Source organism: Micromonospora sp. WMMD1128 (assembly GCF_027497235.1).
Taxonomy (GTDB): domain Bacteria; phylum Actinomycetota; class Actinomycetes; order Mycobacteriales; family Micromonosporaceae; genus Micromonospora.
Genome location: NZ_CP114902.1, coordinates 2,388,157 through 2,402,859, shown reverse-complemented (window position 1 = coordinate 2,402,859; position 14,703 = coordinate 2,388,157). Strand labels below are relative to the sequence as shown.

Genomic DNA, 14,703 nt, shown 5'->3' with positions numbered 1-14,703 from the left:
ATGCGGGCCCGGTTCCGGGGCCACGGCGAGATCGAGTTCGAGAAGGCGCCGCTCGGTGACATCGCCGACGGCGACGTACGCCTACGGGTCGACGTCTGCGCGCTCTGCGGATCGGACAAGCGGCTGCTGCACAGCGGCTCGCCGGTCGTACCGGGCCACGAGATCGGCGGCACGGTCGTCGGGGGCGCGCTGCCCGAGGGCACCCGGGGCATCGTCTACATCCCCGTCTTCTGCGGCGCCTGCGTCCGCTGCGTCGCCGGCCGCACCAACCAGTGCCTGCACCTGTCGGAGCTGATCGGCTGGCAGCGCGACGGCGGTTTCGCCGAACACGTGGACGTGCCGGCGCGGTGCGTCCTGCCGGTGCCGGACGACATCCCGCTGTCCGTCGCGGTCCTCGGCCTGGACACGGTCGGCACCGCGGCGCACGCCCTGCGGCTGGCGCTGCGCACCCAGGACACGGTGGACCGCGCGCTCGTCGTCGGGGCCGGGCCGCTCGGCCTCGGTGTCGTCGCGGTCGCGCAGGCCATGGGCGTCGCCGTCGACGCCTTCGACCCGAACCCGGCGCGCCTGGCGACCGCCACCGCGCTCGGCGCCCGCCCCGCCGGCGACCTGTCCGCCGAGAACCAGTACGACATGGTCGTCGAGGTCAGCGGCGCCGACGCGGCCCGGGAGACGGCACAGCGGGTGGTCCGGCCCGGCGGCACGGTCGTCGCGCTCGGCGAGTCGAACGAGCCGTACACCATGCCGGCGACGCCGCGCTGGCGGCGGACCGACTGCTACACGGTGCGGTCGTTCTACTTCCCCGTCGACGAGGTCGACGCGAACTGGGACCTGCTGCGGGTCGTCGGCGCCGCCCTGCGCGACCTGATCGTCAAGCCCCTCACCCTGCCCGAGCTGCCCGAGGCGTTCGCCCGCTTCGTGGCCGGCGACCACGTCAAGCCCTGCATCGTGTCGACGGACGCCCATCTCACGGAGGTAACCCGATGAGCCTGTTGATCCTCGCCGTCGACCAGCGTCCCTGGCTCACCCAGGCGCTCTACGGTCACACCCGGACCGCGCTGCCGGCCGAACGCGCCGCGGTCACCGACGGCAAGCACATGGTCCTGGACGGGCTGCTCGCCGCGCTCGACGCCGAGCCCCGGCTGGCCGAGCACGCCGGCATCCTGGTCGACGAGCAGCTCGGCGCCGGCGTACCCGAGCGGGCCCGGGCCCACCACGTGACGCTGAGCATGCCGGTGGAGCGTGGTGGCCGCGAGCTGTACGAGACCGAGCCGGACGACCTGCCGGGTTTCCTCGCCCACTTCCGTCCCGAGCTGCCCAAGGTGCTGGTCCGCTACCAGGTCGAGGGATCGGCCGCGGACAACCGCGAGCAGCGGTCCCGGCTCGCCAAGGTCGCCCAGGCGGTACGCGACGCCGGCGGCCGGTTCCTCTTCGAGCTGCTCGTCCCGCCGACGGCGGAGCAGCGGGCCGTCCCGACCGAGGTGTTCGAGACCGAGGTACGGCCGGCGCTCATCCACCGGGCCATGACGGAGATCGCCGAGGAGGTGCCCGTCGACGTGTGGAAGCTGGAGCACCTGGGCGCGCCGGAGCACTACCGGACCGCCGCCGCCCTCGCCGCGCAGGCCGGCGGCGAGTGCATTCTGCTCGGCGCGAACGCGCCGCGGCCCACCCTGGACCGGTGGCTCACCGACGCGGCGGACAACGGATTCACCGGCTTCGCGATCGGCCGTAGCATCTGGTGGGAATCGTTGCGCGGACTTCTGGCCGGCGAGTTGACGCGGCCCGAGGCGGTCGCGGCGGTCGCCGCCAACTACCGCCACTTCGCAGGGACGTTCCTCAGGTGACAAGTCTTCTCCAGGCCGACCAGCAGCGCGTCGGCGAGGTGCTCTACAAGACCCTCCGCGACCGGATCATCTCCGGTGAGCTGCGGCCGGGCACCCGGCTGAGCGTCCCGGCCCTCGCCGAGGAGTTCCGGGTCAGCCGCAGCCCGGTCCGGGACGCGGTGATTCGCCTGGTGCAGGAGAACCTGGTCACCGAGACGATGAACCGTGGCGCGGAGGTCGCCCGCATCTCCCCCGCCGAGCTGGTCAGCCTCTACGAGGCGCGCGAGGTGCTGGAGGGCGCGGTCGCCCGGCTGGCCACCGGGAAATACCACGCGACGCTGCGGCGGACGCTGCTCGCGCTGCTCGCCGAGCACCGCACCGTCGCCGCCACCGGCGACTTCGCCCGCCACATCGAGCTGGACGCCGCGTTCCACCGGGAGATCCGACAGGCGGCGCAGAGCCCGGTGCTGGCGCAGATGCTCGACAGCGTCCAGACCCGGGTGCTGGTGGCGATGCGCTCGACCAGCCTGACCGGGGGCATGGTCCAGGCCGTCCACGACCACCAGGCCATCTTCGAGGCGATCGGGTCCGGCGACGCGGAAGCCGCCGAGGAGGCCGCCCGCGCCCACATCCGGCGACTCAAGGAGCTGCTGCGTGCTGCTGACTGAGGCCCGTTTCTTCGGCGCCGGGGACGTCCGGCTGCTCCGGTCCGCGCCGCCGCCGCTGGGCCCGGCCGAGGTGGCGATCGCGCCGCTCGCGGTGGGCGTCTGCGGCACCGACAGCCACATCGTCGCCGGCAGCTTCCCGGCCGCGCCGCAGGTCGTGCTCGGGCACGAGGTGTGCGGCCGGGTCACCGAGGTGGGCGCCGAGGTCGACGAGCTGACCGTCGGCGACCTGGTCACCGTCGAGCCGCACGACTACTGCACCAGGTGCGCCTACTGCCGCCTCGGGCAGGAACACCTCTGCGACCGCAAACGCGGCTACGGCGTCAAGCTCGACGGCGGGATGACCGAACGGATGACGGTGCCGGCGCGGATCGCGTACCGGCTGCCGGGCGGGACGCCGCCGTGGATCGGGGCGCTCACCGAACCGCTCGCCTGCTGCCTGCACGGGGTGGACCAGTTGGACCCGCGTTCGGGGCTGCCGATCCTCATCTTCGGCGCCGGACCCGCGGGCGCCATGATGGTCGCCCTGGCCCGGGCGCGCGGGCTCGCCCCGATCGTGGTGCTGGACCCGCGCGCCGACCGGCGCGACGCCGCCCTGCGGATGGGCGCGGACGCCGCCCTCGACCCGGCGGCCCTCGCCGAGGCGGTCGCGCTCACCGACGGCCTGGGCTTCCCGCACGTGATCGACGCGGTCGGGTCCGGCCGGATCCTGGAGTCGGCGGTCACCGCGTCGTCGCGCGGCGGCCGGATCCTCGTCTTCGGGGTGGCCCGGCCCGACGACGAGGCCCGGGTACGCCCGCACGACATCTTCTCCCGGGAGCTGACGCTCGTCGGCGCGGTGATCAACCCGTACACCCATCACCGTGCCGTGCGGATGCTGCCGACCCTCGGCCTGGACCGGCTGCGACCGGCGTTCTACGGCCTGGACGACCTGCCGGCGGCCCTGGACGCGCAGCGCGCCGGCACGGCCGACAAGGTGTTCGTCGCGCCGCACGGCGTCGCCGCCGCACGCGGCTGACGGCGACTTCGGAGCGGACGCCGGCTGTCCGCGCGCGGCTGACCGGGCCGACGCCGGCTGTCCGCGCGCGGCTGACCGGCGGGTCCGGGGCCGACGCCGGCTATCCGGCGGCCGGCGCCCCGGCGTCGGCCAGCAGGCGCTGGCGCATGAGGAACTTGCGCACCTTGCCGGTGGGTCCCATCACCACGCCGTCCTCGGGGACGGTCACCACCCGCCGCAGCGTCGCGGCCACCGCCGGCCCCAGCGCCGCCCGGACCCGCTCGGTGCGGTCGAGCGTGGGATCGGAGTCGTCGGCGAGCAGGAGCAGCACGTCGGTGACCGTCCCGCCCCCGTCGGCGGTGGCGGCCACGACCGTGCAGTCCCGCACGTCCGGGCAGTGCGCGAGGATGCGCTCCTCGGACAGCGCGGTGTAGAGCCACGCGCCGTCGCCCAGGTCGACCGCGTCGCTGGCCCGGTCGACGTGGTGGTAGTCGCCGTTCGGATCGCGGTACATCAGGTCGCCGGTCAGGTAGTAGCCGTTCAGCCGGGTCCGCCAGGTGGTGACCGAGTCGTTCCAGTAGCCGATCGCCAGCGTCGGCGACTTCAACCCGACGTGCCCGACCTGCCCCTCCGGGACCTCCTCGCCGGTGCGCACGTCCAGCAGGGCGATCTCGGCGAACGGGTACGGCTTGCCGACGCAGCGGTCGTAGCGGTCGCTGCCGAGCCGGTGGGTGATCCGGAACGCGCCGTGGCCCATCTCGGTGGAGCCGAGCATGTCGACGAACTTGGAGCCGGGCACGTCGACCATGCCGTCCCGGGTCCAGGTGGGGTGGCTGCCGACGGCGACCAGCCGGCGTACGTGCGACTCGTGCGCGCAGTCGCCGGTGTTGAACCAGTTGCGCACCGAGCTGAGGTCGCGGGTGCTCAGGTCGACGCGGGCCAGCTCCGACCAGGTCACGGCGAAGCCGAACACGCCGGTCGGACGCCACCGCTCGATCGCGTCGAGGATCGTCTCGGCGCTGCGCGCGAACGGGCCGCCCTGCGCCGACAGGCAGAGCAACTGGTAGCCGTTGCAGAGCGCCTGGTTGAGCGTGATGATGCCGGCGGCGTGCGCGGCCGGCAGCGCGGACAGCTCCCGCACCTCGCCGTACGGCCGGGACTCGGTGAGCCGCACCGCGCGGATCGCGGCGAACAGGCCGTGGTGCGAGTGAACGATCGCCGCCGGCACCCGGGTGGTGCCCGAGGAGTGGGTGATGGCGACCGGGTCCTCCGGGTGGTGCCGGTGGTGCGGCGGCGCCTGCGCGGGGTCACCGGCGCCGGTCTCCGCCGCGTCGCCGAGGATCGGCACGCCGAGGTCGTGCTCGCGCAACGCGGCGTGGTCGGCGTCCACCACGACACCGACGCCGCGCAGCCGGCGGACGAACTCGGCGGCCAGCTCGACAGGCATGTTGCCGTTCATCAGCGCCGGGATGGCACCGAGCCAGGTGAGGGCCAGGAAGGTGAGAAACACGTCCGGCGCGGACGTCACGTACACCGCGACCGGGTCCCGCCGGCCGATGCCACGCGCGGCGAACCAGGCCGCCCGGGCGGCCACCCGCTCGGTGAGCGTGGCGAGTGACAGCGGGGTCCAGGCGGGGATCCCGTCCACGTCGACGTCGAACGTCACCCGGGGCATCCGCATGTCGGCCCCGTGCTCGGCCAGCCGCAGCAGGACGTTGCCCGCGCCCAGTTCCTGGTCCGCCGCCAGGGTCGCCCGGAAGTTGTCGGCACCCAACGCGTTGCCTCCTCTGTGTGACACGCCCACCGAAGCCACGCCCCCGCGCGCCCTCACCGCGCGAGGACACGATCAGGCTAGAGCGCCCGTCACGGCGAGACAATGGTCTATATAGGACGGTCAGGAGACCTCGCGGTTGAACAGGTGCGACGACCAGAGGAGGCTCGCGGCGGCCAACCCGACCATGATGAGCGCGCCCTGCCACACCACGGTCTGGAAGATCTGGCCGGCGAACAGCGCCCGCATCCCGTCGGTGGCCCAGGCGAACGGGTTCCAGAGCGCGACCCGCTGGATCCACATCGGCGCGAGCACCAGCGGAATGAGCACGCCGGCGAGCAGCGAGATCGGCTGACCCACGGTGTTCACCAGCACGCCGAGGCTGTTCTCGTTGCGGACCAGCAACGCGATGTCGTACGAGATGGACGTGCTCAGCAGCACCATCACGCCCAGCAGCCCGTACGAGACGAGCAGGTTGACCAGGTGCACGCGCAGGCCGAACGGCAGCGCCACAAGCGTGACCACGACCGCCTGCGTCACATTGAGACACACGTGCATCAGCGCCCGGCCGAGCAGCAGCGCGGTGCGGCTCACCGGCGTCACCCGGCACCTGTCGATGATGCCCGCGCGCAACGCGCTGAGCAGCCCGTAGCCGGCGAACAGGCCGCCGAACAGCCCCATCGCCACGAACAGGCCGGGCACGTAGATGCGGTAGGCGTCGGCGTACGTGGACGCGCCCCGGTCGACCATCACCACCTTGAGGAACGGGGCGAAGAGGATGAGGTAGGTGATCGGCTGGGCCAGGCTGAACGCGACCATCACCGGGTTGCGCACCATCAGGCCGGCTTCCTGCTGAAAGATCAGCCAGGTGTCACGGACGAGTCGCACCGTCACTCCTCAAGCGAACGGCCGGTCTTGGCCAGGAACACGTCGTCGAGGCTGGGCCGGCGGGTCTCGATCGCGGCCGGCTCGACGCCCCGGTCGTAGAGCGCCCGCATGATCTGCGGGATGGCCGTGGCGGCGCTGTCGACGTAGAGCCGCAGGGTGGCGTCGACCGGCTCCGCCGCGCGGACGTAGGGCGCCTCGGCCAGCAGCTTCGTCGCGGCCGGCAGGTCACCGCCGGCCGCGGCGACGAGGTCGGGCGCGGCGAAGTCGATCGCGACCACGTCGCCGGAGATCTCGCGCTTCAGGTCGGACGGCGTGCCCTCGGCGACGATCCGGCCGGCGTCGATGATGGACACCCGGTCGCACAGGCTGTCCGCCTCGTCCAGGTAGTGCGTGGTCAGGAAGATCGTCATGCCCTCGTCGCGCAGCCGCCGCACCTCCTGCCACATCCGGGTCCGGCTGGGCGGGTCGAGCCCCGCGGTGGGCTCGTCCAGAAACATCACCTGCGGCGAGTGGATGACGCCGAGCGCCACGTCGAGCCGGCGGCGCTGCCCACCCGAGTAGGTCCTGATCTTCCGGTCGGCGAAGTCGTCGAGCTGGAACGCGCGGATCGCCGCCGCCGCCAGCTCCTGCGCCACGCTCTTCGACCGGCCGTGCATCCGCGCCTGGAGCACCAGGTCCCGGCGGGCCGTCGAGTCGTCGTAGGTGCCGCTGGCCTGCGCCACGAACCCGATCCGCCGCCGCACCTGGGCGGGCGAGCGCAGCAGGTCGACGCCCGCGATCGTGGCCGCTCCCCCGCTGGGCTTCAGCAGCGTCGCCAGCATCCGCAGGGTGGTGGACTTCCCCGCGCCGTTGGGGCCGAGGAAGCCGACGATCTCGCCGCGCCGCACCGCGAAGTCGACCCCGCGTACCGCCTCGACCGTGTTGGCGCCACGGCCGCGACCCACCCGAAACGACTTGCGAAGGCCGGTGGCCTCGATCATCGAGCCTCCTCGTGCGGCGGCCACGCCGGGCCGACCCGCCACGGCGCTCGCGCGGGTGCGTCAGGTCAGGCTAGTGGGGCCCGGAGCGTTGGACAACGGTCGATGTGCGCGGGCCAGCTCGGCGAGGTGAGCGGCGGCGGCCCGGGCACCGCCCGCCGCCGCGAACGACTCCCCCACCCGACACGCCCCGGCCCGGTACGCCGGGTCGTCGAGCACAGCGGTCACCGCCGTGGTCAGCTCCGCCGGGGTGGCCGCGTGGAAGGACACCTCGACGCCGGCCTCGGCGCGCGTCACCTGCCGCGCCACGGCCGGATGGTCGTGCCGGATCGGCGCGACCACCACCGGCACGCCGTGCGCCATCGCCTCGGTGACCGTACCCAGCCCGCCGTGCGACACCACGGCGTCCAGGCGCGGCATCAGCTCCAGCACCGGCACCCGGGGCGCGACGAGCACGTGCGCCGGCGGATCCGGCACCAGCTCCGGCGAGGCGGTAAGGACCACCTGGAGGCGGTCGGCGAGCGGCGCCGTGGCGGCGAGCGTGCGGTGGAAGAAGTCGCGGGCCAGGTGCTCGGCCATCGTCCCGACCGTGACCAGCAGATGCCGACGGTCCGGATCCCAGGCGTCCCAGGCGAAGCCGGGCGCGTGCGGGCGCCGGCCCAGGGCCGGCCCGACGAGCACGCACCGCGCCGGCATCGCCGCCGGACCGGTGAGCGCCGCCGTGGTCAACCCGATCACCAGGTACGGCGAGAAGCGCAGATCCAGCGTCCCGTCGACGGGCAGGTCGGTCATCGCCCACACCCGCGTCAACTGCGCCCGCACGTAGTCGGCGAACTCCGGCATCTCCTCGCCCGGCGGCGTCAGCTCCAGCATGCCGACGCAGAACGTCGCCCACGGCAGCCCGTGCCGGTGCGCGGCGAGCGCGCCGGCCAGCGCGTACTGGTCGGCGACCACCACGTCCGGCCGGTAGTCGACGACCGCCCGCTCGGCGGCGTCCCGGATGAAGCGGTTGGCCGGCAGCACGTGCCCCTCCCAGAGGCTGCGCACCGAGGCCATCCCCGTCCCGCCGTCCGGGCGGTAGTGACGCTTGCCGGTGGGATAGAGCGTGGCGTCCGCGCCGATCATCGGCCGCAGGTCGCTGCGCGGCCCGCACCACGCCACCTCGTGCCCGGCGGCCTCAAGCTGCTGGGCGATGGCGTAGGGCGCGTTCAGATGCGAGTGCACCGGCAGCACCACGAAAAGGAACCGAGCCACGTCGATATGATGGCACGCGTGACGGTGTACGGATGACGGCGATCGACGCCGTCTCGGTGTTCCTGCCGAGCCACCGGGTGCCGATCGAGACCCTGGCCGCGCCGCTGCGCCTGACCGAGATGCAGATCCGGCTGTTCCGGCGGTTCCACGGCCTGACCGAGGTGCGCCGCGACCCCGCCCGGTCCCTGCCCGACCTGCTGCTGCGCGCGGTCGACGGCCTCACCGCGCTACGCGGCGCCGAACACCGGGTGCGGTTCGTCCTGTACGGCCGCGCGTTCCCGGTGGTCAGCCCGTACCCGGCCAACCCGCTGCACGACGTCTGCCGGGCGCTCGGCCTGAGCCACGCGCTCGCGTTCACCCTGACCCAGCAGTCCTGCGCCAGCGCGCTCACCGCGATCGAGGTGGCCGGCCGGCTGCTCGCCGCCGAACCGCACCAACCGGGCGAGGAGCCGCTCGCGCTCGTCCTCACCGGGGAGAAGGCGTTCACCCGCGACGCCCAGTTCATCCCGGAAACCTCGATGTTCAGCGAGGGCGCGTCCGCCTGCCTGGTCAGCGCGCACGGCGACCGGGACCGGCTGCTGGCGTACGCCTGCGCCCAACGCGGCGAGTTCGACGTGGCCGGCGGCGAGTCCCCGGCCCGGTTCCAGCGCGCGTACCGGCCGGCGCTGGCCGACGTGATCGGCCGCGCCCTGGCCGACGCCGGGGTGGGGCTGGCGGACCTGCGGCTGGTGCTACCGCACAACGTCAACCTGATGACCTGGAAGCGGCTGTGCAAGCTGATCGGGCTGCCGCTGGAGAAGGTGGTGCTGGACAACATCACCGGGGCCGGGCACGTCTACTGCGCGGACGCGTTCGTCAACTACCGCACCGCCCGGGAACGCGACCTGCTGCGCCCCGGCGACCGCTACCTCGTCGCGGCCGTCGGCGCCGGCGACGGGGCGACGTTCGCCGCCATGGTGTTCGAACACTGACCTGGGAGGCGTCCTGCTGCACCTGATCCGCGCCGCGCGCCGGGAGTTCACCGGCGCGGCCGACCTGCTCGCCGACCCCGACCTGCGGGACCGGACCGCCGAATACCTGACGGACCTGACCCGCCCGTACGGCCTGCCGGTCGACCCGGCGGCGCTCGGCCAGTCCTACGGGGAGATGGCCGCTTCGCTGATCCCGGCGCTCGTGCCCGACGACGAGCCGGTGGACCTGCTGGTGCTGGCGTTCGCCGTGCACGACGCGCTGCCCGGCCGGGCCACCGCCGCGTACCTCAGTCACGTCTGCCCGGGGACGCCGATGTCGTTCGCGCTCTGCGACCAGGGCTCGGCGGCGGCGTTCACCGGGCTGCGGATCGCTGGCGCCCAGCCGGCGGGCCGCCGTTCGTTGGTGCTCGCCGTCGAGCAGTCCGTCCTGCCGTACGACCCGGGGGTTGCCGTGCCGGAGCGGCACCGGGCCGTGGCGCTGCTGCTCGGCGGCGGCCCGGCCGTCGGGGGTGACCCGCCGCCGGGCGGCGGGCCGGCTGCCGGCGCGGGCGCGCGGGTGACGGCGTTGCGGCAATGCGCGGACGTCGCGCCGGAGGACGTGGCCGGGCTGGCGGCGGCCGAGCTGCGCGGGCTCGGCGCCGGCCGGGCGGATGTGGCGGTGGTGCTTGGCGCGGGCCTCGCCGGGGTCGCGAACGGGGTCGTCGCATCCGGCGGGAAGCCGGTGACGGTGGCGCCGCCGGGGCAGCCGTCCACCGGTGTCTGGTGGGCGCTGCTGGACCGACTCGACGACGGTCCGGTACGGCCCGGGACGGTGGTGGTCGCCGACTACGACCCTGAGCTGCGCTACCTGTGTCTGGTGGCGATCGTGACGGGGCATCCGCACGAGACTTTCGATACCGATGGCAGGAACGAGGGCAGCGAATAACCGGCGCGGAGATGCTCGGTCGAGCACGACGTCCACCAGCATCCGGAGCCGAGAAGAGCCTGCTTTTCGATTGGACACTCGAACGAGCCTGGAGGTCCAAGGTTTCCAATCTGCATCGCAGCCGAAGGAGATCGTCGGAAAAGCCCCGAGCTGCAAGCTAATCCCCCGACTTCATGAACGTAGTCACCTCGAAACGAATCGGACTTGCCGGATCGCCGACGTCAGCAACGCGGACCAGGGAAAATCGCCCCTCATCAGTAACCACACAGACGGTGAGCCCCCTTTTGACCTTAGTTCGAGCGATGCTTCCGATCTTGTATCCGCTAGTCGCCATGCATGTTTCCCCGGTAGCTTCACTGCCGACAATCAGGTTGTTGTCCTGAATGGGAAAGCGCGCCGATCCTTCTCCAAAACAGAGGCCATCACAATAAAATTGCCAGCCCAGATCAACTTTGGCGCGATCGTCGACGATCGAACCCCATTGCGGGTCATCCGGCGGCGCATCAAGGTCGATGCGTTTTCCGTATGCGACGGTCACCAAGCCTTTGTGGTATATGTCACCGATAGCAACATCTGCGGAGGGCGAGGAGGGGGGAGCGCCCTGTGGATTGCCCTGTTCGCGAAGCCGCGCATTCTCGCTTTGTATAGCCTGAACCTGCTTCTGCAGATCCTGGATCTGCTTATGCGCGTTGTCGACATCCTGTTGCGCCGTCGCGGACTCGGCTTGGGCGTCCGTCTTGGCCTTGTTTGCCCAGATGCCATAGATTCCAGTGACGATAGCGGCCGCGAGCCCCACCAAGGCCGCCATCAACTGAAGCCATTCGCGCGCGGTGCGCTCTTTGGGAACCTGGTCCTTCAATTGATCTTGTGGTATCACCCTGATCCAATCAAGAGCCGCGAAACCAACGATTCACTTGCACCGCATCGTATCGAGATCGTCAAACACAGAATTTCATCCCAGCGGGCGCAGTGGAATTGCCTGCCGCCGCGCCAATGCTGATTAAAGCTCCAGATCTGCACGAATTGCCCGTATTTGCGATCACTGAGCCGACGCCGGTCCCGCGAACCTCGGGGTGCCACCGACGTCAAACCTGGTTGCTGGCTACGTCCGAGCCGCGACCTCCGAGGCAAGGCCACCGCGATCGCGCAGACAGGGCTTACTCAAATGCCGCCGAGTGGACGCCCTACCTGCCGGCTGCTGCCGTTACGCTGCGTGGCCGGACTTCGGCCAAGGCGCCTTCCCGAGCTGCCGTGAGCGGACGCTGTGAAGAGACGGGCAACGGGTCCGGCGGTTGTACGATTCGGTTCGCGTTGAGGGGGCGGTTGGTGGGCGAATCCGCGAGCGTGGCATTGATGATCGCTTCGCATGAGTACCAGCGTCGCGTTCAACAGGCCCAGGCCGCCTCGGCCCGGGTGGATCAGACGCCGACCATCCTTGGAACCGGCCTGACGCTACTGCTGTCCACGCTGGTGGCGATCTACGCGGCGACCTGGCCTGCCGATCGGAGCCCGGTTCTGGCTTGCCGTAGCGGCCGTGTGCGCCATGTCGTCGGCGTTTACTCTGCTGGTCAGCTATCGGGACTTCGTCGCCCGCGGCAGTCTGACGGAGGCCGAGAAGGCGCAGACCAGACTGCGCCACTACTTCGTCAGCCAGGCGCCCGAAGTCCAGCCATATCTGTCGGACACCATCTATGACGACTGGCCGACACCGTTCAACAACCCTCGGGGCAGCAAGACCTTCGCCGCCTGGCTTGTCCTGGTGGCGCTGGCGTCGTTGTTCCTCGGCACAGCCACCGCCGCCGCGGTTCACGGTCTATCCCAGGTCAGCAGCGTCGTCACGCTCATCGTCAGCATCGCTGTCGCGGCATCGACCGGCGCTGGCCTGGCCGCTGTGTTGATGCGCCTGGCACGACGTCAGGCCCGCCTTGACCGACCGATGTACCCGACGCCCAGACCGACACACGACGACGAGCAAGATATCGACCGTCCCGACTCGACACCTACCGTTTGATGTCCATATCTGCATCTGCCGCTGTCGGCGCGCGATCAGCGAGTACAACACGACCGCGGGTACGCTTCCGTGGTGCGGATCGACTTGGTTGCCCTGGTTGTCGAGGAGTATGACCCGGCGATCGCATTCTTCATCGGCGTACTCGGCTTCGACCTTCTCGAGGACACTCCATCGCTGACCAATGACGGACGACCCAAGCGATGGGTCGTCGTCCGGCCCCCGGGTGCCCAGACCGGGATTCTGCTCGCTCGCGCCGACGGAAGACACCAGCGTGCCGCTGTCGGTAACCAGGTAGCCGGCCGGGTCGGGTTCTTCCTCCGTGTCGACGACTTCGACGCTGCTTACCGGCGGATGGGCGAGGCCGGCGTCACCTTCGTCCGCGGACCGCGGACCGAGCCCTACGGCCGGGTTGCGGTCTTCCTCGACATCGCCGGCAACCGGTGGGACCTCCTCGGCGCGACCTGACGTCACCGCATTCGCCAGCCGAGCCACCGACACCAGCGGCCGGGCTGTTTGGGCTTCACCAGAGTGACCCGGCGGATAGGTTACCGACCTCGGCCGGGGCCCGGCAATCCTCCGCGCCGTACACGGGTATCGCGGCCGGGTCCGAAGTCGATTATCGCGGCCGGGTCCGAAGTCGATGTCGTCGGTCGACGGCTTGTCGTCGAGTTCCGCCATCGCGATTTCGATCCGTTCCGCGCGAGTCCGCGCGTCGCGCCGCGCGGCCCAGGCCGCATCCCGGCGAGTGCGGCAGCGCCTCGGCAGTCGACTGGGGCCACGCGGCCCGGATCCGGCAACCGGGATCCGGGCCGCGCGCCGTCGGGCGATCAGCCGTTCGGGTTGCCGACGCCGGTGAGGATCCGGCTGCGGAGGTACCGGCCCGCCTCGGTCAGCACGCCGTTGCCGGTGAAGTTCGCACCGGCGCAGGTGCCCTGCTGGAACGCCGAGTTGGTTTCCCGGCCGTCGGAGAAGCTCCACATCCCGTACGAGATCTTGTTGCTCTTGAGCAGGTCCAGCCAGGCGGTGGTGCTGGCGAAGTCGTTGGTGCCGTCGCCGGTGAAGGTCTGCGTGCCGAACTCGCTGACGAACAGCGGCAGGCTCTTCGCCGCCCGAGCCACCACCGCGCGCCGGTCGGCGCCGTGCGAGGCCGCGTAGAAGTGGAACGTGTACATGACGTTCTCGGCGTCGACCGGATCGTTGACGACCTCGGTCTCGTCGCTGCCCTCGCTGAGGCCCAGCGACGAGAAGCCGCGGGTGCCGACCAGCACGACGCTGTCCGGCGAGTTCTTCCGGATCACCGGGATCACCTGCTCGGCGTACGTCTTGATGCCGTCCCAGCTGACCCCGTTCGGCTCGTTCGCGACCTCGTAGAGCACGTTGTCGTTCGCCGCGTGCCGGGCCGAGACGTCCGCGAAGAACGTCCTGGCCAGATTCAGGTTCACGTTGGGGTCGCCCGGGGTGAGGATGTGGAAGTCCACCAGGACGTAGAGCCCGAGCCGGGTGGCCTCGTCGACGAGGCCGTTCACCTTGGCGGTGAAGCCGACCGGGTCGGTCTCCAGGCCGCCCTCCTGCACGTACATCGACAGCCGGATGAAGTCGGCGTTCCAGTCGGTGCGCAGCGCCGCGAGCGAGTCGGCGTTCACGCAGTTCGGGAAGAACTGCAGGCCGTGGCTACTCATGCCGCGCAGTTGGATCGCCTCGCCGGCCTCGTTGCACAACTGCACACCGCACACGCTGAGCTGACCGTTGACCGCCACGGGCGTACCGGCCGGCGCGGACGTGGATGCCCCCGGCACGGCCGCGGATTCGGCGGGTGCCGGCTCGGCCGCCGCGCCGGTCGTCGGGGCGGTGGTGGGCTTGGTGACCGGTGCCGCCCTGGTGCCGTCGCTGAGCGCACAGGCCGACAAGCCCTCGGCGTCGAGGTCGGGCTTCGCGGCGTTACGGCCGATCGCCGTCTCGATCCGGTTGATGGTGGCGAATCGCTTGTCCCGCAGCGGGCCGAGGACCGCGTTCCGGGCGAAGTCGGGACCGCCCTGACCGACCGAGTCGCGCAGCCGCTTGTCGGCCTCGGCGATCTGGGTGTCGAGCAGTTCGAGGTTGCGCCGCACCTCGGCCTGCTGTGGAGCCGGGATGTTCACACCGACGGTGACCTTCGGGCAACTGACGGTGGGCGCCGACTCGTCGGCGGAGGCGATGCCCAACCCGACGCCGACGGCGAGAACCGCGACCCCGGCGACGGCGCCGAGCCGCCAACGACGCTCTGACCTGCGTGACCTGCCGAACCTCGAACTGCCCATCGGAACCGCCACCTCTCGCCGGGTGTCTCACATCCGTACCGAGGGGTTTACGGGAGCGCTCCCGCCACGGATCAGCCCGCACCCTTGTCATGTTGCGACAGGTACCTTGTTATGGCAAGGTATT

The 14,703-nt window shown here is 71.3% G+C and carries 14 protein-coding genes; 8 read left to right on the top strand and 6 right to left on the bottom strand.

Going from position 1 to position 14,703, the window contains the following annotated elements; genetic code table 11:
* From O7602_RS11070 to O7602_RS11055, 4 genes are read left to right on the top strand one after another with little or no spacing between them, the layout of a single operon-like run.
* A complete protein-coding gene (locus O7602_RS11070) occupies window positions 1–987 on the top strand; it encodes an alcohol dehydrogenase catalytic domain-containing protein (RefSeq protein ID WP_281590249.1) in 987 nt (328 codons plus the stop codon).
* Entirely contained in the window at window positions 984–1,844 is an 861-nt protein-coding gene (locus O7602_RS11065) for a DUF2090 domain-containing protein (RefSeq protein ID WP_281588460.1), read from the top strand. The genes O7602_RS11070 and O7602_RS11065 overlap by 4 nt, the downstream gene beginning before the upstream one ends.
* Window positions 1,841–2,491 carry a GntR family transcriptional regulator gene (locus O7602_RS11060; RefSeq protein ID WP_281588458.1) on the top strand — a complete coding sequence of 217 codons (651 nt, stop codon included), beginning with the start codon at window positions 1,841–1,843 and terminating at the stop codon, window positions 2,489–2,491. Before O7602_RS11065 ends, O7602_RS11060 begins: the two co-directional genes overlap by 4 nt.
* The gene (locus tag O7602_RS11055) at window positions 2,478–3,506 is read left to right on the top strand and encodes an alcohol dehydrogenase catalytic domain-containing protein (RefSeq protein ID WP_281588456.1); all 1,029 of its coding nucleotides are present in this window, start codon (window positions 2,478–2,480) and stop codon (window positions 3,504–3,506) included. Before O7602_RS11060 ends, O7602_RS11055 begins: the two co-directional genes overlap by 14 nt.
* Before the next feature lie 100 nt (window positions 3,507–3,606).
* Here the strand turns inward: O7602_RS11055 and O7602_RS11050 are convergent, their stop codons facing one another.
* The 4 genes from O7602_RS11050 to O7602_RS11035 form a co-directional block, all read right to left on the bottom strand.
* Entirely contained in the window at window positions 3,607–5,259 is a 1,653-nt protein-coding gene (locus O7602_RS11050) for a class I adenylate-forming enzyme family protein (protein WP_281588454.1), read from the bottom strand.
* A 120-nt stretch (window positions 5,260–5,379) separates the two neighbouring features.
* On the bottom strand, window positions 5,380–6,144 hold the full coding sequence (locus O7602_RS11045) for an ABC transporter permease (protein ID WP_281588452.1): 765 nt from the start codon (window positions 6,142–6,144) through the stop codon (window positions 5,380–5,382).
* Window positions 6,145–6,146: 2 nt separating this feature from the next.
* Window positions 6,147–7,124 carry an ATP-binding cassette domain-containing protein gene (locus O7602_RS11040; protein WP_281588451.1) on the bottom strand — a complete coding sequence of 326 codons (978 nt, stop codon included), beginning with the start codon at window positions 7,122–7,124 and terminating at the stop codon, window positions 6,147–6,149.
* 60 nt (window positions 7,125–7,184) lie between these two features.
* Window positions 7,185–8,375: a glycosyltransferase gene (locus O7602_RS11035; protein WP_281588450.1), complete on the bottom strand. Its 1,191-nt coding sequence runs from the start codon at window positions 8,373–8,375 to the stop codon at window positions 7,185–7,187.
* 32 nt (window positions 8,376–8,407) lie between these two features.
* On the opposite strand from O7602_RS11035, the gene O7602_RS11030 reads away from it, so the two are divergent.
* Together O7602_RS11030 and O7602_RS11025 are read left to right on the top strand one after the other, a co-directional pair.
* Window positions 8,408–9,346 carry a 3-oxoacyl-[acyl-carrier-protein] synthase III C-terminal domain-containing protein gene (locus O7602_RS11030; RefSeq protein WP_281588449.1) on the top strand — a complete coding sequence of 313 codons (939 nt, stop codon included), beginning with the start codon at window positions 8,408–8,410 and terminating at the stop codon, window positions 9,344–9,346.
* Window positions 9,347–9,521: 175 nt separating this feature from the next.
* Window positions 9,522–10,271, top strand: coding sequence for a 2-hydroxy-acid oxidase (locus O7602_RS11025; RefSeq protein WP_281588447.1), 750 nt, complete (start codon window positions 9,522–9,524; stop codon window positions 10,269–10,271).
* Between the two features lie 157 nt (window positions 10,272–10,428).
* On the opposite strand, the gene O7602_RS11020 is transcribed toward O7602_RS11025, so the two are convergent.
* The gene (locus O7602_RS11020) at window positions 10,429–11,130 is read right to left on the bottom strand and encodes a hypothetical protein (protein WP_281588445.1); all 702 of its coding nucleotides are present in this window, start codon (window positions 11,128–11,130) and stop codon (window positions 10,429–10,431) included.
* 675 nt (window positions 11,131–11,805) lie between these two features.
* On the opposite strand from O7602_RS11020, the gene O7602_RS11015 reads away from it, so the two are divergent.
* On the top strand, window positions 11,806–12,282 hold the full coding sequence (locus tag O7602_RS11015; RefSeq protein ID WP_281588443.1) for a hypothetical protein: 477 nt from the start codon (window positions 11,806–11,808) through the stop codon (window positions 12,280–12,282).
* Window positions 12,283–12,354: 72 nt separating this feature from the next.
* Entirely contained in the window at window positions 12,355–12,747 is a 393-nt protein-coding gene (locus tag O7602_RS11010) for a VOC family protein (RefSeq protein WP_281588441.1), read from the top strand.
* 362 nt (window positions 12,748–13,109) lie between these two features.
* Here the strand turns inward: O7602_RS11010 and O7602_RS11005 are convergent, their stop codons facing one another.
* Window positions 13,110–14,579 carry a glycoside hydrolase family 5 protein gene (locus O7602_RS11005; protein ID WP_281588439.1) on the bottom strand — a complete coding sequence of 490 codons (1,470 nt, stop codon included), beginning with the start codon at window positions 14,577–14,579 and terminating at the stop codon, window positions 13,110–13,112.
* Window positions 14,580–14,703 lie beyond the last annotated feature (124 nt).